This is a genomic window from Kribbella sp. NPDC005582, assembly GCF_040605415.1.
GTDB lineage: Bacteria > Actinomycetota > Actinomycetes > Propionibacteriales > Kribbellaceae > Kribbella.
The window spans coordinates 207,578-226,315 of record NZ_JBEXCU010000007.1 but is presented as its reverse complement, the minus strand read 5'-3'; the positions used below and the strand labels follow the sequence as shown (position 1 = coordinate 226,315).

Sequence of the window (18,738 nt, the reverse complement as noted above, 5' to 3'; positions counted from 1 at the left end):
ATCAGATCCTTCGGCGTTTTGTCGGTGGGCGGCGGTAGATTCTGGTTATGAGCGAGGAGATTCCGGCGGCGCCGCCTGAGGTGCGTGAGCGGCATGCTGCCCTGAGCAACGAGATCGAGGAGCACCGGGCGAAGTACTACCTGGGGAGCTCGGTCATCTCCGATGCCGACTTCGACGCGCTGATGCACGAGCTGCAAGCGCTCGAGGAGCAGTACTCCGAGCTCCGGACGCCGGACTCGCCGACGCAGAAGGTCGGCGCGCCGATCTCCACGCTGTTCGCGCCGATCCAGCACCCGATGCGGATGGAGAGCCTGGCCAACGCGTTCTCCGCCGAGCAGATGGAGGCCTGGGCCAAACGCCTCGAGCGCGAGGTGACCGCCCAGCAGATCCACGACTCGGGTTTCCTGTGTGAGCTCAAGGTCGACGGACTCGCGCTCGACCTCGTCTACGAGAACGGTCGCCTCGTCAGCGGCGGGACGCGCGGCGACGGACGGACCGGTGAGGACGTCACGCCGAACGTGCGGACGATCAAGAGCATCCCGGAGCGCTTGCAGGGTGACAACGTTCCGGCGTTCCTCGAGGTGCGCGGCGAGGTCTACTTCCGGGTCGAGGACTTCACCGAGCTGAACGCCCAGCTGGTCGAGGCGGGCAAGGACGTCTTCTCCAACCCGCGCAACGGCGCGGCCGGATCGCTGCGGCAGAAGGACTCCCGGGTCTCCGCGAGCCGGCCCCTGCGATTCGTTGTGCACGGCATCGGCAAGGTCGAGGGCTATCGCCTCGGCCGGCTTTCGGAGGCGTACGAGCAGCTCAAGGCCTGGGGCCTGCCGGTGAGTGATCGCGCCCGCCGCGTCGAGACGCTGGACGAGGTCAACGAGTTCATCGCGTACTACGGCGAGAACCGGCACTCGGTCGACCATGAGATCGATGGTGTCGTGGTGAAGGTCGACGAGATCGATCTGCAGCGCGCTCTCGGTTCCACGTCGAGCGCACCGCGCTGGGCGATCGCGTTCAAGTACCCGCCGGAGGAGGTCACCACCAAGCTCCTGCGCATCGAGGTGAATGTCGGCCGCACCGGCCGCGTCACTCCGTACGGCGTGATGGAGCCGGTGCGCGTCGCCGGATCGACGGTGGAGTTCGCGACCCTGCACAACGCCAAGGAGGTCGAGCGCAAGGGCGTCGTCCCCGGCGACACCGTCGTGCTGCGCAAGGCCGGTGACGTGATCCCGGAGATCCTCGGGCCGGTTCTCGAGCTGAGGCCCGATGACGCCGAGCCGTGGGTGATGCCGACCACCTGCCCGTCCTGCGGCACCGAGCTGCGGCCGATGAAGGAGGGCGACATCGATATTCGTTGCCCCAACTCACGGTCGTGCCCGGCGCAGTTGCGGGAGCGGTTGTTCCACCTGGCCGGCCGGGCCGCCTTCGACATCGAGGTGCTCGGCTTCAAGGCCGCCGATGCGCTGATCGGTGACGACCTCATCGTCGACGAGGGCGACCTCTTCACGCTGACCGCGGACGAGTTGGTTCGCAGCTCGTTCTTCACCACCAAGGCCGGTGCGTTGTCGGCGAATGCCCAGAAGCTGCTGGCGAATCTGGAGCAGGCCAAGACCCAGCCGCTGGCTCGCGGACTCGTCGCGTTGTCGATCCGGCATGTCGGTCCCACGGCCGCTCAGGCGTTGGCCGCGGTGTACGACGACATCGACGCCGTACGGGCTGCGAGCGAAGAAGAGCTGGCCGAGATCGAGGGTGTCGGACCGACCATCGCGCACGCGGTGATCGAGTGGTTCGCGGTGGATTGGCACCAGGCGATCGTCGACAAGTGGAAGGCTGCCGGCGTCGTGATGCGCCAGGAGCGGACCGGGCCGACCGTCGAGCAGACCCTGACCGGGCTGTCCGTCGTGGTGACCGGGACGGTCGAGGGATTCAGCCGGGACGAGGCGACCGAGGCGATCGTCTCCCGCGGCGGCAAGGTGGCCGGTTCGGTGTCGAAGAAGACGTCGTTCGTCGTGGTGGGTGATTCGCCGGGATCCAAGTACGACAAGGCGGTTCAGCTCGGCGTACCGATCCTGGACGCGACCGGATTCCGGGTGCTGCTGGACGAGGGGTCGGAGGCGGCCGCGGCGGTCGCGAGCACCCCCGAACCGGACGCGTCCTGAAGAACCTGTCCACGAAGGGGATCCGACGGAGTACCTGATCCGTCCGACTGTTAGTTTTGCACGTCCACGCATGGGTCAAAGGGAGCGAATATGACGACGCCGCCACAGGGACCGTGGGGTTCCGGGCAGCCGGGGGGCCAGCCGGGCGGAGAGCACGGGGGCCAAGGAGGGCAAGGCGGCTGGGGACAGCAGCCACCGGCGCAGGGTGGTGGCGGCTGGGGACAGCAGCCCCCGCAGCCGCAGCCGGGGCAACCTCCGCAGCAGGGTGGTGGCGGCTGGGGTCAGCAGCCTGGCCGGCCGCAGCCCGGTCAGCCGCAGGGCCAGCCCCCGCAACAGGGCCAGCCTCCGCAGCAGGGTCAGCCTGCCCAGCAGGGTCAGCCTGCTCAGGGCTGGGGTCAGCGCACCCCGGCAGGTGGCCAGGAGCCGCCGCCGTACCAGCAGCAGGCGTGGGGCCAGCAAGGCACCCAGCAGGGCGGCTGGCATCAGCAGCAGGGTGGTCAGCCCGGCCAGCAGCCGTGGCAGCAGGGTCCAGCTGGACCCGGTGGTGGCGGCGGTCTCGGCAAGAACAAGCTGCCGCTGGTGATCGGTGGTGGCGTGGCCGCCATCCTGGTGCTCGGTCTGGTCATCTTCCTGATCGTGCGCGGTCTCAGCGGCGACGACAACAAGACTGCCGACCCGGATCCCACGCAGCCCACCTCGGGTACGACGACCGGCGCCGGACCCGGGAACTCGTCGGGTCAGGCCGAAGCCGCGACCCAGAAGCTCCAGGGCATCGGCTACCAGTGCAGCGACCTGTTCAACAACGACTCCGGCGGGCACCGCGGCTGCTTCAAGTACGAGGGTGCGACCGAGGCGGACGCCGTCTTCCAGTTCACCAAGGACGGCTCGATCATCGCCGTCCAGCTGAAGTCGGAGGACGACGAGAACGTCAACAACGCGGCGGTCAACTTCGACGCGGCGCTGCAGGCGCTCGGCAACGACACCTTCGGTGGCAGTGAGGTCAAGAAGATCCAGGACGCGGTCAAGACCGGTCAGAAGTCGGACCGGGTCGGTACCACCTGGGGCGAGTTCCGGCTCAGCAACAACGGTTCGCTCTCGCTGAGCGGGCGCAAGTCCGGCGAGGACGAGATGAAGCTGCCGGAGAAGTCCTGGCAGACCACCGAGGCGCAGCTGAAGTCCGCGCTGGCGGCCAAGGGCTACGACTGCAAGATCATCTGCGGCAAGAAGATCGGCGACTTCGGCACCCAGCGGATCTACGGCTTCGGCAGCTCCAGCGGTGGCCTGCGGCAGGTCGAGCTCAGCCTGTCCGGCCGCGAGGCCGACGTGAAGGCGGCCTGGCCGGGCCTGGTCGGCGACGCGTTCGGCATCCTGAAGGGCGAGGACAGCGCCGCGCTCAAGGAGTTCATCGAGAAGCACAACGACGGCAAGGCGGCCGTGGCCTACGTGGCCGGCTGGCGGGTCGAGGTGTCGAACAACGATCGCGAGGACTACTTGTCCCGCCGGTTTACGATCAGGTACGAGTACTTCTGAGCCGATCGGCGGGAATCTGATGAAGCTGCCCCGGGAGAAGCGGGACGAGCAGGCGGTGGTCGCACCACCGCCTGAGGCGGTGCAGCGGATCGAGGGGGGTGGGGCCTGGGGCCCCACCCAGTTCGAGCTCCCGGAGCGCAGCGGCAGCAACAGCCAGACGATCCTGATCGTGTCGCTGGTCGGAGTCCTGGTGCTGCTGCTCCTGGCCGGCCTGTGGACGATCACCTACTTCCAGCTGGGCTAGGAAGTAGGTCGTCAGCGTCAGGCGGTGGCGCGGATGGTGACAGCGAGTGAGGCGAGGTAGCTCAGTCGAGCGACCTCCGAGCCGAGGAACTCCGGCCCGCCGCGCCGGCCGACCAGGATGATCCGGCGGTCGGACTCCAGCGGAGCCGCGACCAGCACGGACTCGGCCAGGCCCTTGTGGTCCGGGGCTTCCAGTGTGGTGGCCTTCTCCAGCGGCAACCAGGCCGCGGCGACGTCACCGAACTCCGGAGTGGCGCTGGTCTCCAGCGCCACCTTCACCTCCGAGCCCGTCCCGTCCAGCAGGACGGCCCAGTCGGCGTGCAGCACCGCCGGGGTCTGCTCGATCAGCAGGTCGATCGCGTCCGCGGGAGCCGACGTCATCTGCTCGACGGCTTCGAGGTCCATGTGCAGGCCGCCGCCGGCGCCGTACCGCGAGAACCAGATCACCTCGACGTCCTCGACGCTGTTACAGGCCGAGACGAGGCGGTCCGGCAGCACACCGGGCGGCAGGTCGACCACGATGTCGTCGACCGCGGTGCCGTTCTCCCGGCGGTGTTCGACGATCTCGATCGCGTGGATGTCGGCACTGACCTCACCGAGGGCGGTGGCGACGGTACCCAGCGAACCGGGCCGGTCCGGGATGATCAATCTCAGCAGGAACACCGAACGATCATCTCCCAGCCGATCACCTTGCGCGTAACGCCCTGTCGCGGCCCATGTTACAGAGCGGAACCCGCAACACGCCCGGGCCCTCTCGAGGGGTGATCAGGGGACGAGGAAATAAACCTGTCACAGCGGCCCTCTAGGATGGCCCGGGTAACACACACAGGCGTTGTGTGTTTCCTCCAGCAACTGCAGACACATTGGATCGGTTCATGCCATCGATTACCCGCGAAGAGGTTGCGCACCTGGCGCGACTGGCGCGGATCGAGCTCAGCGACGCCGAGCTCGACCACCTCGCGCCACAGCTCGACCAGATCATCACCCTGGTCGGGCAGGTCAGCCAGGTCGCGGCGGACGACATTCCGCCGACCTCGCACGCCCTGCCGCTGACGAACGTGATGCGCGCCGACGAGAACGTCCCGTGCCTCACCCCGGAGCAGGCGCTGTCCGGCGCTCCGGCAGCCGAGGCGCAGCGGTTCCGGGTGCCGCGGATCCTGGAGGAGGACTGACATGTCAGATCTGACCAGGAAGACCGCGGCTGAGCTGTCGGAGCTGATGGCTTCGAAGCAGGCGAGCTCGGTCGAGGTGACGCAGGCGCATCTGGACCGGATCGCCGCCGTCGACGGTAGCGTGAAGGCGTTCCTGCACGTCGACACCGAGGGGGCGCTGGCTCAGGCCGCCGCCGTCGATGCCAAGCGTGTGGCCGGTGAAGAGCTCGGTCCGCTGGCCGGTGTTCCGCTGGCGCTCAAGGACGTGCTCACCCAGGAGGGTGTGCCGACGACCGCCGGCTCGAAGATTCTCGAGGGCTGGAAGCCGCCGTACGACTCGACCGTGGTGAAGCGGCTGAAGGCGGCCGGCATCGTGATCCTCGGCAAGACCAACATGGACGAGTTCGCGATGGGCTCCTCCACGGAGAACTCGGCGTACGGGACGACCCACAACCCGTGGGACCTGACCCGGATCCCCGGTGGTTCCGGCGGCGGTTCGTCCGCGGCCATCTCGGCGTGGGAGGCACCGCTCGCGATCGGCACCGACACCGGCGGCTCGATCCGGCAGCCCGGTGCGTTCACCGGTACGGTCGGCGTCAAGCCGACGTACGGCGGGACTTCGCGGTACGGGTTGATCGCACTGGCCTCCTCGCTCGACACCCCGGGGCCGTGTGCCCGGACGACGCTGGATGCGGCGCTGCTGCACGAGGCCATCGCCGGGTGGGACCCGATGGACTCCACCTCGATCAACCAGGACGTCCCCCCTGTCGTGGCGGCTGCCCGCAACGGTGACGTCTCCGGTCTGCGGATCGGTGTCGTCAAGGAGCTCGGTGGCGAGGGCTACCAGCCGGGTGTCGAGGCTCGCTTCCACGAAGCGGTTGAGCTGCTCACCAAGCTGGGCGCCGAGGTCGTCGAGGTTTCCTGCCCGCACTTCCAGTACGCACTCCCGGCGTACTACCTGATCCTGCCGAGCGAGGCCTCGTCCAACCTGGCCAAGTTCGACGCGATGCGGTACGGGCTGCGCGTCGGTGACGACGGCACGAACAGCGCCGAGAAGGTGACGAGCCTGACTCGCGAGGCCGGGTTCGGCGACGAGGTCAAGCGCCGCATCATCCTCGGTACGCACGCGCTGTCGAGCGGTTACTACGACGCGTACTACGGCCAGGCGCAGAAGGTCCGCACGTTGATCGCGCAAGACTTCACGAAGGCCTACGAGCAGGTCGACGTGCTGGTCTCGCCGGCCACGCCGACGACCGCGTTCGCGATCGGCGACCGGATCGACGACCCGATCGCCATGTACAAGAACGACCTCTGCACGATCCCGTCGAACCTGGCCGGTAACGCGGCCGCGTCATTCCCGTGCGGCCTGGCCGACGAGGACGGCCTGCCGGTCGGCTTCCACGTGATGGCCCCGGTGCTGCGCGACGACCTGCTGTACACGGTCGGCGCCGCGCTCGAGTCCGCGCTGGCCGAGCAGTGGGGCGGCGTACTGATGTCGAAGGCCCCGGAGCTGGAGGTGACCCGATGACCGCGGATGTCGTAGCAATCGAAGATGCCCTCGCGCAGTACGACCCGGTCATGGGTCTCGAGGTCCACGTCGAGCTGAACACCAAGTCGAAGATGTTCTGCGGCTGCCCGACCGAGTTCGGCGCCCCGCCGAACACGCAGACCTGCCCGGTCTGCCTCGGCCTGCCCGGCGCGCTCCCGGTCGTGAACCGGCGCGGCGTCGAGTCCGCGATCAAGATCGGCCTCGCGCTGAACTGCGAGATCGCCGAGTGGTGCCGGTTCGCCCGGAAGAACTACTTCTACCCGGACATGCCGAAGAACTTCCAGACCTCGCAGTACGACGAGCCGATCGCCTTCAACGGCTGGACCGAAGTTGTGGTCGACGGCGAGACGTACCGGATCGAGATCGAGCGCGCCCACATGGAGGAGGACACCGGCAAGTCCACCCACGTCGGTGGCGCGACCGGCCGCATCCAGGGCGCGTCGCACTCGCTGGTCGACTACAACCGGGCCGGCATCCCGCTGATCGAGATCGTCACCAAGACGATCGAGGTCCCGCCGGCCAAGGCCGCCGCAGTGGCGCGTGCTTTTGTCAGCCAGCTGCGCGATCTGCTGCTGGCGCTGGACGTCTCGGACGTCCGGATGGACCAGGGCTCGCTGCGCTGTGACGCGAACGTGTCGCTGAAGCCGACCGGTACGACGGCTCTGGGGACGCGCACCGAGACCAAGAACGTCAACTCGTTCCGCTCGGTCGAGCGCGCCATCACCTACGAGATCACCCGGCAGGCCGCCGTACTGAACGCCGGCGGGAAGATCCTGCAGGAGACCCGCCACTGGCACGAGGACACCGGCATCACCACCTCCGGCCGGGAGAAGTCCGACGCCGACGACTACCGCTACTTCCCGGAGCCGGACCTGGTCCCGGTCGCGCCCTCGCGCGAATGGGTCGAGGAACTGCGGGCCACCCTGCCCGAGGCCCCGTCCCTGCGTCGCGCGCGGCTGCAAGCCGAGTGGGGTTTCACCGACCTGGAGATGCGCGACGTCATCAACAGCGGCGCCCTGGAGCCGATCGTCGCGACGATCGACCTCGGCGTCGCCGCCTCCGCCGCCAAGAAGTGGTGGCTCGGCGAGCTCGCCCGCTTCGCCAACGAGTCCGGCACGGATTTGGATGCGTTGCCGGTCGGCCCGGCGCAGGTCGCCGAGGTTCAGAAGCTCGTCGACGAAGGCACCCTCAACGACAAACTGGCCCGCCAGGTCTTCGAGGGCTTGCTGGCCGGCGAAGGCAGCCCGGCTGAGGTCATCGAGAAGCGCGGCCTGGCCCTGGTCTCCGACGACGGCCCGCTCATCGAGGCGATTGATCGAGCGATCGCCGCGAACCCCGGCGTGGTCGAAAAGGTCAACTCCGGCAAGCCCGCCGCGGCCGGTGCGCTGATCGGTGCGGTCATGAAGGACATGCGCGGCCAGGCAGACGCCGCGAAGGTCCGCGAGCTGCTGAACGCGAAGCTGGGTATTTCGTAGTTAGCGCGATGGGTGGTGGGGTTTCGCCTCACCACCCGCCGTCGCCCTCGCGGCCCGGCTTACTCAGTCGGCGGGTCCGATCGGCGTACGAGTTGTGCGGAAGCGGGCTCGTAGGGGAGCGACGTCTACTTCGGGCAGCTGGGTCTCGATCACGTCGTAGGTTTCTTCGACCAGCTCACGGAGCACTTCACCGGCCACCGGCGGGGGAGCGGTGAAGACTTCGCGCAACCGCCGCGCCAGCTCACGCGGCGCGTGGACAAGCTCAGCCTCCATCGCATCCAGTCGCTTGAACGCGAGGACGTGCCCGCTGTAGCGCCGGTTCACCGCGTGCAGCACGGCGAGCATCTGATGAGTGATCCGAAGGAACTCGCGGGCGAGCAGCATCGGGTTGTCACGCTCGGCCAGCATCTGACAGCGCCAGAACTTGTCGATCGCCCCGTCCCGCTCGACGATCGCGATCGCGAGCCCGCGCGGGTACGTCGCCGCCCGCCGCTGCCATCGCTCGACAAGCTCCGGTCGTCGCCCGCCAACCTCTCGGCCATCGACGAGTCCCTTGAGCAGCCCGAGGCCGTCCGCGTCCGGAACACACGCATCGAGGACAAGATCGAGCGTCTCCTCGACCGCGCTCGACAGGGCGTGTTCGACGTCGATCGCCAACCCGTCGACCGACAGGTAGTCGAACCACGGCGAGCGCCCACCCTCCGGCGTACCTGCCCGAACACTCGGCGCCGGCGCCAGCCGCTCAGCCATCGTCGGCGGCCGCGCCCAGAACACGCCGACCTCGACGTCCGACCATCGATCCGCGTCACCACGAGCGGTGGATCCGCCGAGCATGACCGCATCCACGCCGGGCATTCCGGCGTACGCGGCCAGCACGAGTGCTACCGCCGTACGCCGGTAGTCGGCGTGATTCATGCTGGTCAGGCTGCGTTCGAGCGCGCTGTCTTCTTCTTGGCGCGGGTCTTGCGGCTCGTCTGGGCAGGCTGCCGCCGCACCGGCGGCTTCTGGTCGACAACAGGCTCGGTATCGGCGGGCTTGGACTCCGCGGCCGGTTCGGGTTCAGGTGCGCTCACCACAGGCTCCGGCTCAACGACCGGCTCAGGCGCCGGCTGCGAAGCAACCACCGGCTCAGCCTCCACTGGCAGCACAGCCTCGACCTCCGGCCTCGGCTCCAGCTCGCTGTCCAGCAAGCGAAGCGCGACGGCCGCGTCGTCCACGGCGCACCGGACCTCGTAGTACGTCGGCGTGATCACCTCGACCGGCGGTGCATCCGGCCGGTTCCGCACGAGCCCCTGGAACAGTCCCCACAGCGCCCCGACGAGCACGCCGTACACGAAGCCCCACAGCAGCACCGAGAACGCCGACAGCGTCGTCTCCGCGACCAGTGTCACGAACACGCCGCTCAACACGCCGAGCAGCGCGCCCGCGCCGGCGCTCGCCAGAGTACGGCGTACGACGGGCACCGCGGCCTGTCTGCGCGACAGCCGGAGCTCGGCGCCGACCACCTCCAGGCTTCGTGAGTCCATCCCGAAACTGCGCAGGTAGCCGACTGTCTGCTGAGCATCCGCAAAGGTGCTCACCGAAGCGACGACACTGCTTGGGACGACGGACGCCTGGTCGGGCCGCATACCAACTCCTCCGAAAAAAGCCTTTTGTGTAAGGGGTTCCTCCCCACTAGTACCAGACGGCCGAAATCCTCAAACGGTTGACGAGTCAGATGACAGTCGGACAACAACTGTGCTTCAACCAGACCTCACCCAATCGTCACCCGCAGGATCCGATCGTCGCCGTCTCGGCTGTTGCCGCGGCCGTCGGTGTTCGAGGTCGTCAGCCACAACGAGCCGTCCGGCGCGACCTCGACCGTCCGCAGTCGCCCGTACTTGCCGACGAAGAAGGCCTGCGGTTCGCCGATTCGCTTGCCGCCCGCGACCGGGATCGCCCACAACCGCTCGCCCCGCAACGACGCCATGAAGATGTGTCCCTTGGCGAACGCGATCCCGCTCGGCGACGCGTCCTTCGTCGCCCACTGCGCGATCGGGTCGACCATGCCGTCCAGTCCGCTGATCCCCTCCGCGGCCGGCCAGCCGTAGTTCGCGCCCGGAGTGATCGCGTTCAGTTCGTCCCAGGTGTTCTGCCCGAACTCCGCGGAGTACAGCTGGCTCCCGTCGAACGCCAGCCCCTGGACGTTCCGGTGCCCCTTGCTGATCCACATCCGGCCGCCCGGGTTCCCCGGTGCCGCCTTGCCCTCGGTCGTGATGCGCAGGATCTTCCCGCCGAGCGAGTTGTCGTCCTGCGAGTTCGGCCGCTCGCCGCCGTCGCCGGTCCCGACGTACAGGAAGCCGTCCGGTCCGAACCGCAACCGCCCGCCGTTGTGGATCGCCGCCTGCGGAATCCCCTCCAGGATCGTCGTCTGCTCCGACAGGCGACCGTCCTTGTAGCTCAGCCGCGCGATCCGGTTGTCGTTAGAGCTCGAGAAGTACGCATACACGTACGGCGCCTTGGGGTCGACCGCGAGGCCGAGCAACCCACCCTCCGACGAGGCATCCACCCCGTCGACAGTGCCAACCTCGGTGGCCTGCCCGTCAACGATCCGCTTCACCTTGCCGCTGTCCCGTTCAGCCACCAACGCGCTCTTGTCCGGCAAGAACGCCAACCCCCACGGCACCTCGATCCCACTCACCACCGTCGACGCCACAGTCAGCCCGATCCGGCTGCCCCCTGTCGCGGGCGCGCTCGTCGTACCGGAGCTGGTCGGTGACGGCGCAGCGCCTCCCTCCGAAGAACACCCCGCCACCAAAGCCAGCGCGGCCACCGCCACCACAACCCGTCCGACCACGCCGTCTCCTCAGCTCGCAGGTCCCCCCAAGCTATCGCCCCACCCCAGCCCGAACCCCCGGTACGACGTACCGCGCCACCAACTCGAGCGACCGCATCGCCACCTCGTGCGCCATCCCCGGCAACCGCATCCAGTGCGCGAACTCCACGAACCGCGTCTCCGCGTGCAGCGCGATCAACTTTTGTACGACGTCGTCCGGCGTACCGACGAGGTAGTCGTCCTGCCGCAACACCGGCGGTTCGTTCCCGCCGTACGACGCGATCTCGCCCTCGAGATACGCGATCCCCGGCGCCGCCTCGGCCCACGCCTGATCCGCGTCCTCGTGCACATGCATGATCCCCGTACAGATCAGCGGCGGCACCTCCGCGAGCACCTCGTCCATCAACCGCTGCCGAGCCACGAAATCCTTTGGCGTCGCGCAGTAGACGATCACGCCGTCCCCAACCCGCGCCGCCCGCCGGATCCCTGCCGCGGTCACCCCCGCCACATAGATCGGCACGTCATGCCCCGGCCGCGGCGTCACCCCCAACTCCCCGGCCCACGCCCGCCGGATCGTGTCCACGCCCTCCTCCAGCAACCGCCCGCGCCGCCGCCGATCCACCCCGAACACCTCGAACTCCCGCTCGGCGTACCCCTGCCCCACGCCCAACACGAACCGCCCACCCGACACCAGATCCAGTACGGCGGCCTCCTCCGCCACCAAGACGGGATGCCGAAACGGCAACACCAGCACGTTCGTCCCCACCCGGATCCACTCGGTCCGCCCCAGCAAAGCCCCCGCCATCACCAACGGCGAAGGCAGCACCCCGTCCCGCGCCAGATGATGCTCCGACAACCAAGCACTCGAAAACCCGAGCCCCTCAGCCGCAGCGACCTCCGCCCCCACCCCGCCGTAACGGTCTCCTCGAACATCCACCAAAACCCCGAACTCAAGAACCATCCCCCACCGTCACCCGCCACCACCCAGGCGTCCAATGCCGATGTCGAGCACACTTCATGCACACCCGACATCGACCAGACGCATACCCAGCCGGCTAGCTGAGCCAGGTGGGGCGGAGGGGGAAGTGGGCGTCGGTGCCGTCGAGTTTTACGGCGAGGAACTGGTGGAGCTGGGTGTTGTTGCGTTCGAAGCCGACTCGGCAGGCGGCTAGGTACAAGCCCCAGATCTTGGCGGTGGCGGGGCCTACCTCGGCGACGGCCTCGTCCCAGTGGGACTCCAGGTTGTCGGACCAGGCGGCCAGGGTCAGGGCGTAGTGCTCGCGGAGGTTTTCGGCGTGGCGGACTTCGAAGCCGGCGTCTTGGGCTTCGGCGATGATGCGGCCGGAGCCGATGAGTTCGCCGTCGGGGAAGATGTAGCGGTCGATGAAGGCGCCGGTGGAGCGGTAGCGGTTGTCGGGGCGGGTGATGGAGTGGTTGAGGAGGCGGCCGCCGGGCTTCAGGCGGTCGAGCAGGAAGCCGAAGTACGACGGGTAGTTGCGGACGCCGATGTGTTCGGTGAGACCGATGGAGCTGATCGCGTCGAAGTCTCGTTCGGCGACGTCGCGGTAGTCGAGGAAGCGCACTTCGGCCAGATCTTCCAGGCCTTCGCGTTTGATGGCCTCCGAGGCCCATTCGGCTTGGGCGGCCGACAGGGTGACGCCGAGGGCTTTGACGCCGTACTCGCGGGCCGCGTGGCGGACCATGCCACCCCAGCCGCAGCCGACGTCGAGTAGGCGCATGCCGGGCTTCAGGTCGAGCTTCCGCGCGACCAGGTCGTACTTCTCGTACTGCGCCTCTTCCAGCGAAGCCTCCGCGGTCGGATAGACCGCGCAGGTGTAGGTCATGGAGGGGCCGAGGACGAACTCGTAGAACGTGTTGGACACGTCGTAGTGGTGGTGGATGGCGACCTTGTCGCGCAGGCGGGAGTGGCGCAGGCCCTCGAAGGTACGGCGCCACTTCGGCAGGTGCTCCTGCGGTGGCGGCGGTGGCGGCTTCAGGTGGGACCAGCCGAGGCCGCGGACGATGCGGAGGGCTTCGGCCGGGGTGGGGCGCTCGAAATGGACCTGGTTGAGCATCATCCGCATGAAGTCGTACGGGTTCGCGGGGTGGATGCCGGTGATCTCGAGGTCGCCCATGACATAGGCGCGAACCATGCCCAGGTCGCCGGGTGCGGTGAGGACGTAGGACAGGCCGCGTTCGTTCGCGAGGTGCATATGGATCGGCGAGTCCGCGGGGCCGGTTGCACTGCCGTCGTACGCCGTGAAGCGGAAGGGGAGGCCTTCCGGCGTCACTGTGGTCAGGGCGTCTGCGATGGATACCTGGGTTGCGAGCGTCGTCATCGGCGCGTCACCGCCTTTTCGTAGAGCCCGGTGAGCCGGGCGTCCGGGTCATAGCGTTTCTTCACCTCGGTCAGAGCCGGGACGTTGTAGAGGCGGTCGAAGGTGTCTCGGTCGTAGTACGCGTCGGAGTAGAGCGACTTGTGGCCACCGAAGCGGGCGACGGCGTCCTCGATCGCGCGGTTGACGTCGCCGTCCGCAGCGCCGGGTGCGATCGGAACGGTGCCCCAGAAGCCGACGTTGACGTACGTCTCGCCAGGCTCCAGCGGATACAGCGGCCAGGACTCGGATCCGCGGAGCCGCAGCGGGCACAGCCAGACCGGTCGCATGCCGACCGAAGCATCGAACCACCGCAGGAAGTCGGCCAGCCGCGCCACCGGAATCTCCACATCCTGTACGACGCGCTCGCGCGGCGCAGCACCGCGGCGCTCGCTGATCCGCGCAGCGACGTGGTGACGATTCTCGAAACCAACGAGCTTGTGGAACACGTCGCTGCGACGCCACCGGCGCGGCCAGAACCGCCGTACCCAAGGGTTTTGGGCACCGAAGGCGGCGGAGCACCAGAACCAGTCGGTGTCCCAGCGCCACAGGTAGTCGTGCGCGGTGAGGAAGTCGGTCTGCCGCTGCTGGATCGAGCGGTAGTAGATCTGCTGGCCGGTGTAGTCGCTGGTGTGGACAGCCGCGTCGCTGTTCCGGCCGAGCGTCAGATACGCCTCGGAAGGACTGAACGCGACCCCGTCGACGAAGTGCACGGGCTCGTCGCGGTAGGAGCCTGAGGCAACAATTTCGTCGATGGCCGGCGCGAGCTGGTCGAGCTCCAGGCGCACGTGCCGGAGCGCGACGTACGGCGAGATGCGGTCGAGCGAGATCCGCAGCCGGGTGGCGTAGCCGAGCGTGCCGTAGGAGTTCGGGAACATCCGGAAGAGCTCGGCATGTTCGCCCGAAGGTCGCGCGGTCACCACCTCACCCGCACCCGTGAGGATGTCCATCTCCAGCACGGATTCGTGCGGCAGCCCGGCGCGGAACGACGACGACTCGATCCCGAGCCCGGTCACCGCGCCGCCCAGCGTGATCGTCTTGAGCTGCGGGACCACCATCGGCGTCAGCCCGTGCGGCAGGGTCGCCGCGACCAGGTCCTCGTAGGTGCACATGCCCTGGACGTCGGCCGTCCGCGCGACCGGGTCGACGCTGATCACACCGGTCAGCCCGGAGACGTCCAGCCCCGGCCGCTCGAGCTCGGTGCGCGGGCGGAACAGGTTCGAACTGCGCTTGGCGAGCCGCACGGGCTCACCGACCGGAATCCGCTCGTACGACGTGCGGAGCCGGCCTACCGCCTGATCGTGCGCGAGCGTCGCTGCTGCATCCGATGTCGAAGGCACCTAATCAGAGTACGACGGTGGTCCGGCCGCCGCACGGGACTTCTCACGCCTCGTACGGCGAACTGTCCGTGGCGGCGAGTAGGTTTTCCTCATGGGTGATGTCGTGAGGGCGTGGCTACCGTGGGACGACTCCGAGCGGGTGCTCGACGGGGTGCCGGCGGGGGTGTCCGCGCAGGATGGGCCCGAAGGGGCCGAGTTCTTCGTGCCGGGGTACATGGTGGGCGTCGACCTGCCCGCGGCGTTCGCGGCGATGCCGGAGCTGAAGGTCGTGCAGCTGCAGACGGCGGGATATGAGGCCGTTCTGCCGCATCTGCCGGAGGGCGTCACCTTGTGCAACGCCCGCGGGGTCCACGACGCTTCGACGGCCGAGTTGACGGTCGGGCTGATCCTGGCGTCGTACCGGCGGCTGCCGCGGGCGGTCCGCAACCAGGAGCTCGGGGTGTGGCCGACCGACTACGTCGAGATGGACGACTCGCTCGCTGATCGCACCGTGCTGATCGTCGGGTACGGGTCGATCGGGGAGGCGCTGGAGCGGCGGCTGGCCGGGTTCGAGTGCGAGGTCATCCGGGTGGCCCGGCGTCCGCGCGAGGGCGTCCACCCGACGACCGAGCTCCCCGACCTGCTGCCTCGCGCGGACGTCGTCGTACTGCTGACGCCGGCGACCGACGAGACACGCGGCATGGTCGACGCCAAGTTCCTCGCGCAGCTGAAGGACGGCGCGCTGCTGGTCAACGTCGCGCGCGGTGTCATCGTCGACACCGGCGCGCTCGTGGCCGAGCTCGGCACCGGCCGGATCTCGGCCGCCCTCGACGTCACCGACCCCGAGCCGTTGCCGTCAGGTCATCCGTTGTGGTCTGCTCCGAATGTGCTGATCAACCCGCATCGCGGGGGTGCCTCGACGGCGTTCGAGCCGCGGGTCGCCCGGTTGGTGCGGGCGCAGCTGGAGCGGTTCGCGCAGGGGGAAGCACTCGTCAATGTGGTGGCGGGGCCGCCACGCTAGTTCGTCGATCCACTGGAGGACAACGATGTCCGAGGCCGTACTGCTGATCGGGACCAAGAAGGGGCTCTGGATCGGCCGCAGCGACGCTGCGCGCCGGGAGTGGAGGCTCGACGGACCCGCGTTCGAGATGCAGGGCGTGTACGCCGTGGGCATCGACACGCGCGGTGAGCGACCGCGACTCTTCGCCGGTGGCACGAGTGAGCACTGGGGACCGGCGGTCTTCCACTCCGACGACCTCGGGCAGACGTGGGACGAGCCGCCGGAGGGCTCGATCGGGTTCCCGGCCGGGACGGACGCGTCGCTGGAGCGGGTCTGGCAGATCCAGCCGGCGCCGGCTTCCCAGCCTGGAGTTGTGTACGCCGGTAGTCAGCCGTCGGCGTTGTGGAAGTCGACCGACGGGGGAGTGACGTTCGAGCTGGTCCGCGGGTTGTGGGACCACCCGCATCGCGAGCAGTGGGGCGCGGGCTTCGGCGGTCAGGCGGTGCACACCGTGCTGCCGCATCCGGTCGACCCGGCGCGGGTGAGTGTCGCGATGTCGACCGGCGGGGTCTACCAAACGACTGACGGCGGAGCGACGTGGTCCCCGGCGAATCACGGGATCAAGGCGTACTTCCTGCCGGACCCGGATCCCGAGTTCGGTCAGTGCGTGCACAAGCTGGCCGGGCATCCCGACGTACCGGAGCGGATGTTCGCGCAGAACCACCACGGGGTGTACCGGTCCGACGACGGCGGTCAGATCTGGAAGAGCATCGCGGACGGACTGCCGTCAGACTTCGGGTTCCCGATCGCAGTGCACCCGCACGAGCCCGACACGGTGTACGTCTTCCCGTTGGTGGCCGACGGCAACCGAATCCCGACGGATGCCAGCTGTCGCGTCTATCGGTCACGTGATGCGGGTGCGACCTGGGAGCCGCTGACGAAGGGGCTTCCGGAGGTTTCGTATGTGCCGGTGCTTCGCGACGCGCTGACCACGGACGCAGCTGAGTCGGCGGGTGTGTACGTCGGCACGCGTGACGGTTGTGTCTACGCCAGCGCGGACGCCGGGGACACCTGGGTCGAGGTCGCCAGCCACCTGCCCGACGTACTGACGCTGCGCGCCGCGGTGATCTGACGATGATCACGCTCCGGCTCCCGCCCGTCCTGCGCCCCTTCGCGGGCGGAGCCGACTGCGTCGAGGTCGAAGGCACCACCGTGGCCGACGCCCTCGCAGCCACGGCTCCGGCGCTCCGGCGTCGCCTCACGGACGAGCAAGGAGCAGTCCGCCGCCACGTCAACGTCTACCTCGGCTCCGACAACATCCGCGACCTCGACGGCCCCGACACCCCATTGCCCGACGGCGCCGAACTGCTGATCCTCCCCAGCGTCGCCGGCGGCTAACACCGGCGCGATAGCTTCGCGGGATGACGGGTGAAGTGATCGTGCTGACCGGTCCGCCGGGGGCCGGTAAGTCGACAGTTGCCGAGCTGCTCGCGTCGGACGCTGACCGGCCGGCCGTGCATCTCGTCACGGACCAGTTCTTCACCGCGATCCGCACGGGCTTCATCCCGCCGTACCTGCCGGAGGCCGCGGCGCAGAACGACGTGGTCGTCGACGCCTACGTAGCCGCGGCGGCAACGTACGCGCGGGGCGGTTACGACGTGATTGTCGACGGTGTTGTCGGCCCGCATTACGTGCCTCCGTTTCGGGCGGTCGCGCGGAACGACGGTCTGGTCCTGTCGTATGTCGTGCTGCGGCCGGCGCTTGACGAAACCATCGTTCGCGCTCAAACCCGTGGTCCCGAATCGCTCCGTGACGAAGGCGCCATCAGTCACATGTACGGTGCCTTCGCCGACCTGGGGCCGCTGGAGCACCACGCTCTCGACACCACCAACGAGTCGGTGACGGGGACAGCTGAGGCAGTGCGGCGCGGGCTGGTGGCTGGGACGTTCCGGCTTCGGTGAGGCGTCGGGAAGGACACGTAGTGGTGGGGCGGCGTGGGGTGGTGCACGCCTGGGCGTGTGGCCGCGGAGGTAGTACTACGTGTCGTTACCGACGAGACGTCAGTGGCGGAAGAGGCGGACGCCGGTGGGGGACCAGTTGATGGCGTGTTCGGCGCAGGCGGCGGCTACCTGGTCGGAGCGGATGGAGCCGGCGGGCTCGGCGATGTGGGTGACGCCGAACCCGGCCGCGACTTCTACGTTGTCGGGGAAGGGGAGGGCACCGTCGGAGACCATGCACACGCCGGTGAGCGGCTCGGCGGACTGGCGGGACTGCCAGTCGGCCGCTTTGAGGCCGGCCAGGCGGGTGCAGTCGACGCGGGACTGTTGACCGGCGCCGATGCCGATGGCCATGCCGTCCTTCAGGAGAGCCACGGTGTTGGACTGCGTGTAGCGGACGACGATCAGGCCGAGCAACAGGTCGCGAGCGGCGGCGTCGTTCACATCGACGGACAGCAGGTCGCGCGTGAGCGGTAGGTCGTCGCGCGACTGCTCAAGGCGGAGACCGTACAGCTCACGCACTTCCGAAGACGGCGGCTCGAACGCAGGATCCGCCTCCAGCACCAGATACGTCCCACGCTTCTTGGCCGCGAGCACCTCGACCACACCAGGTGCGTAGCCCGGCGCGATGATGCCGTCGCTCACCACACCACGCAGGACACCAGCCAGCTCCAAGTCCACCGGATGCGAGACCGCCACGAAATCGCCGTACGACGACTTGGGGTCGGCATCCCGTGCCCGCCGGTACGCGTTGGCGACCGACATACCGAGTGCAGCGCCGGCCGGCGAGACGTGCTTGTACGACGCCGCCGCAGGCACGCCGAAAGCACCAGCTGCCTCCCGCACGAGCTGCCACCCGGTCAGCGCGTCCAGCACATTGATGTACGACGGACTCCCGGCCACCACCGTGAACGGTGCCTTTGAACCAACAGCCGTCGTCGAAGCGGCCTGGTGAGGATTCATTCCGTAGCGCATGAGCACACCTCCCGAAAAGGAGGCGCCCAGGCGGACGACGCCACGTAGCTGTCCGCTCCCCGGTGGTAACCCACCCTCGCCAGTCGCGGTAACCAAAGCCTATTGCAGGAAAGTGCAATTTCGAACCACAGCCCTCCCCGGAGTCCTACGATCCGC

The 18,738-nt window shown here is 68.5% G+C and carries 18 protein-coding genes and 1 riboswitch; of the genes, 10 read left to right on the top strand and 8 right to left on the bottom strand.

Going from position 1 to position 18,738, the window contains the following annotated elements; all coding sequences use genetic code 11:
• The first annotated feature begins 47 nt into the window (after window positions 1-47).
• The 3 genes from ligA (at window position 48) to ABZS29_RS32855 (ending at window position 3,927) form a co-directional block, all read left to right on the top strand.
• Window positions 48-2,153: an NAD-dependent DNA ligase LigA gene (ligA, locus tag ABZS29_RS32865; RefSeq protein ID WP_355467922.1), complete on the top strand. Its 2,106-nt coding sequence runs from the start codon at window positions 48-50 to the stop codon at window positions 2,151-2,153.
• Window positions 2,154-2,243: 90 nt separating this feature from the next.
• On the top strand, window positions 2,244-3,683 hold the full coding sequence (locus ABZS29_RS32860) for a hypothetical protein (protein WP_355467920.1): 1,440 nt from the start codon (window positions 2,244-2,246) through the stop codon (window positions 3,681-3,683).
• Between the two features lie 19 nt (window positions 3,684-3,702).
• The gene (locus ABZS29_RS32855) at window positions 3,703-3,927 is read left to right on the top strand and encodes a hypothetical protein (protein WP_355467918.1); all 225 of its coding nucleotides are present in this window, start codon (window positions 3,703-3,705) and stop codon (window positions 3,925-3,927) included.
• Window positions 3,928-3,944: 17 nt separating this feature from the next.
• Here the strand turns inward: ABZS29_RS32855 and ABZS29_RS32850 are convergent, their stop codons facing one another.
• Window positions 3,945-4,589, bottom strand: a complete 645-nt coding sequence (locus ABZS29_RS32850; protein ID WP_355467916.1) for an amino acid-binding protein — start codon at window positions 4,587-4,589, stop codon at window positions 3,945-3,947.
• 212 nt (window positions 4,590-4,801) lie between these two features.
• Between ABZS29_RS32850 and gatC the strand changes: the two genes are divergently transcribed.
• From gatC to gatB, 3 genes are read left to right on the top strand one after another with little or no spacing between them, the layout of a single operon-like run.
• Window positions 4,802-5,098 carry an Asp-tRNA(Asn)/Glu-tRNA(Gln) amidotransferase subunit GatC gene (gene gatC / locus ABZS29_RS32845; protein ID WP_344155145.1) on the top strand — a complete coding sequence of 99 codons (297 nt, stop codon included), beginning with the start codon at window positions 4,802-4,804 and terminating at the stop codon, window positions 5,096-5,098.
• Window position 5,099: 1 nt separating this feature from the next.
• Window positions 5,100-6,605 (top strand): Asp-tRNA(Asn)/Glu-tRNA(Gln) amidotransferase subunit GatA, encoded by a 1,506-nt coding sequence (gene gatA / locus ABZS29_RS32840; RefSeq protein ID WP_355467914.1) that lies wholly within the window; start codon window positions 5,100-5,102, stop codon window positions 6,603-6,605.
• Complete coding sequence (gene gatB, locus ABZS29_RS32835; protein ID WP_355467912.1) at window positions 6,602-8,101, top strand: Asp-tRNA(Asn)/Glu-tRNA(Gln) amidotransferase subunit GatB; 1,500 nt, start codon at window positions 6,602-6,604, stop codon at window positions 8,099-8,101. The genes gatA and gatB overlap by 4 nt, the downstream gene beginning before the upstream one ends.
• A gap of 63 nt (window positions 8,102-8,164) precedes the next feature.
• Here the strand turns inward: gatB and ABZS29_RS32830 are convergent, their stop codons facing one another.
• From ABZS29_RS32830 to ABZS29_RS32805, 6 genes are all read right to left on the bottom strand, one after another.
• Window positions 8,165-9,016 carry a nucleotidyltransferase domain-containing protein gene (locus ABZS29_RS32830; RefSeq protein WP_355467911.1) on the bottom strand — a complete coding sequence of 284 codons (852 nt, stop codon included), beginning with the start codon at window positions 9,014-9,016 and terminating at the stop codon, window positions 8,165-8,167.
• 5 nt (window positions 9,017-9,021) lie between these two features.
• Window positions 9,022-9,729, bottom strand: a complete 708-nt coding sequence (locus ABZS29_RS32825) for a general stress protein (RefSeq protein ID WP_355467909.1) — start codon at window positions 9,727-9,729, stop codon at window positions 9,022-9,024.
• Between the two features lie 125 nt (window positions 9,730-9,854).
• Window positions 9,855-10,937 (bottom strand): PQQ-dependent sugar dehydrogenase, encoded by a 1,083-nt coding sequence (locus ABZS29_RS32820; RefSeq protein ID WP_355467907.1) that lies wholly within the window; start codon window positions 10,935-10,937, stop codon window positions 9,855-9,857.
• A 31-nt stretch (window positions 10,938-10,968) separates the two neighbouring features.
• Window positions 10,969-11,877, bottom strand: a complete 909-nt coding sequence (locus ABZS29_RS32815) for an LLM class flavin-dependent oxidoreductase (RefSeq protein ID WP_355467905.1) — start codon at window positions 11,875-11,877, stop codon at window positions 10,969-10,971.
• 94 nt (window positions 11,878-11,971) lie between these two features.
• Window positions 11,972-13,255 (bottom strand): cyclopropane-fatty-acyl-phospholipid synthase family protein, encoded by a 1,284-nt coding sequence (locus ABZS29_RS32810; RefSeq protein WP_355467903.1) that lies wholly within the window; start codon window positions 13,253-13,255, stop codon window positions 11,972-11,974.
• On the bottom strand, window positions 13,252-14,631 hold the full coding sequence (locus ABZS29_RS32805) for an FAD-binding oxidoreductase (RefSeq protein WP_355467901.1): 1,380 nt from the start codon (window positions 14,629-14,631) through the stop codon (window positions 13,252-13,254). Before ABZS29_RS32805 ends, ABZS29_RS32810 begins: the two co-directional genes overlap by 4 nt.
• A 91-nt stretch (window positions 14,632-14,722) precedes the next feature.
• On the opposite strand from ABZS29_RS32805, the gene ABZS29_RS32800 reads away from it, so the two are divergent.
• From ABZS29_RS32800 to ABZS29_RS32785, 4 genes are read left to right on the top strand one after another with little or no spacing between them, the layout of a single operon-like run.
• Window positions 14,723-15,631 (top strand): 2-hydroxyacid dehydrogenase, encoded by a 909-nt coding sequence (locus tag ABZS29_RS32800; protein WP_355467899.1) that lies wholly within the window; start codon window positions 14,723-14,725, stop codon window positions 15,629-15,631.
• A 25-nt stretch (window positions 15,632-15,656) separates the two neighbouring features.
• Entirely contained in the window at window positions 15,657-16,742 is a 1,086-nt protein-coding gene (locus tag ABZS29_RS32795) for an exo-alpha-sialidase (protein ID WP_355467897.1), read from the top strand.
• Window positions 16,743-16,744: 2 nt separating this feature from the next.
• A complete protein-coding gene (locus ABZS29_RS32790) occupies window positions 16,745-17,008 on the top strand; it encodes a MoaD/ThiS family protein (protein WP_355467896.1) in 264 nt (87 codons plus the stop codon).
• A gap of 23 nt (window positions 17,009-17,031) precedes the next feature.
• Window positions 17,032-17,571, top strand: coding sequence for an AAA family ATPase (locus tag ABZS29_RS32785; protein ID WP_355467894.1), 540 nt, complete (start codon window positions 17,032-17,034; stop codon window positions 17,569-17,571).
• Window positions 17,572-17,670: 99 nt separating this feature from the next.
• Here the strand turns inward: ABZS29_RS32785 and ABZS29_RS32780 are convergent, their stop codons facing one another.
• Window positions 17,671-18,582, bottom strand: a complete 912-nt coding sequence (locus tag ABZS29_RS32780) for a 5-aminoimidazole-4-carboxamide ribonucleotide transformylase (RefSeq protein WP_355467892.1) — start codon at window positions 18,580-18,582, stop codon at window positions 17,671-17,673.
• 17 nt (window positions 18,583-18,599) lie between these two features.
• Window positions 18,600-18,679: riboswitch (ZMP/ZTP riboswitch) on the bottom strand.
• Window positions 18,680-18,738: the final 59 nt, after the last annotated feature.

What these genes read in the sequence shown, in the direction of transcription:
- ABZS29_RS32790 (WP_355467896.1), top strand. Translation starts at nt 16,745, where the DNA reads ATGATCACGCTCCGGCTCCCGCCCGTCCTGCGCCCCTTCGCGGGCGGA.
- ABZS29_RS32800 (WP_355467899.1), top strand. Translation starts at nt 14,723, where the DNA reads ATGGGTGATGTCGTGAGGGCGTGGCTACCGTGGGACGACTCCGAGCGG.
- ABZS29_RS32825 (WP_355467909.1), bottom strand. Translation starts at nt 9,729, where the DNA reads ATGCGGCCCGACCAGGCGTCCGTCGTCCCAAGCAGTGTCGTCGCTTCG.
- gatC (WP_344155145.1), top strand. Translation starts at nt 4,802, where the DNA reads ATGCCATCGATTACCCGCGAAGAGGTTGCGCACCTGGCGCGACTGGCG.
- ABZS29_RS32830 (WP_355467911.1), bottom strand. Translation starts at nt 9,016, where the DNA reads ATGAATCACGCCGACTACCGGCGTACGGCGGTAGCACTCGTGCTGGCC.
- ABZS29_RS32780 (WP_355467892.1), bottom strand. Translation starts at nt 18,582, where the DNA reads ATGCGCTACGGAATGAATCCTCACCAGGCCGCTTCGACGACGGCTGTT.
- gatA (WP_355467914.1), top strand. Translation starts at nt 5,100, where the DNA reads ATGTCAGATCTGACCAGGAAGACCGCGGCTGAGCTGTCGGAGCTGATG.
- ABZS29_RS32855 (WP_355467918.1), top strand. Translation starts at nt 3,703, where the DNA reads ATGAAGCTGCCCCGGGAGAAGCGGGACGAGCAGGCGGTGGTCGCACCA.
- ABZS29_RS32795 (WP_355467897.1), top strand. Translation starts at nt 15,657, where the DNA reads ATGTCCGAGGCCGTACTGCTGATCGGGACCAAGAAGGGGCTCTGGATC.
- ABZS29_RS32815 (WP_355467905.1), bottom strand. Translation starts at nt 11,877, where the DNA reads ATGGTTCTTGAGTTCGGGGTTTTGGTGGATGTTCGAGGAGACCGTTAC.
- ABZS29_RS32810 (WP_355467903.1), bottom strand. Translation starts at nt 13,255, where the DNA reads ATGACGACGCTCGCAACCCAGGTATCCATCGCAGACGCCCTGACCACA.
- gatB (WP_355467912.1), top strand. Translation starts at nt 6,602, where the DNA reads ATGACCGCGGATGTCGTAGCAATCGAAGATGCCCTCGCGCAGTACGAC.
- ABZS29_RS32860 (WP_355467920.1), top strand. Translation starts at nt 2,244, where the DNA reads ATGACGACGCCGCCACAGGGACCGTGGGGTTCCGGGCAGCCGGGGGGC.
- ABZS29_RS32785 (WP_355467894.1), top strand. Translation starts at nt 17,032, where the DNA reads ATGACGGGTGAAGTGATCGTGCTGACCGGTCCGCCGGGGGCCGGTAAG.
- ligA (WP_355467922.1), top strand. Translation starts at nt 48, where the DNA reads ATGAGCGAGGAGATTCCGGCGGCGCCGCCTGAGGTGCGTGAGCGGCAT.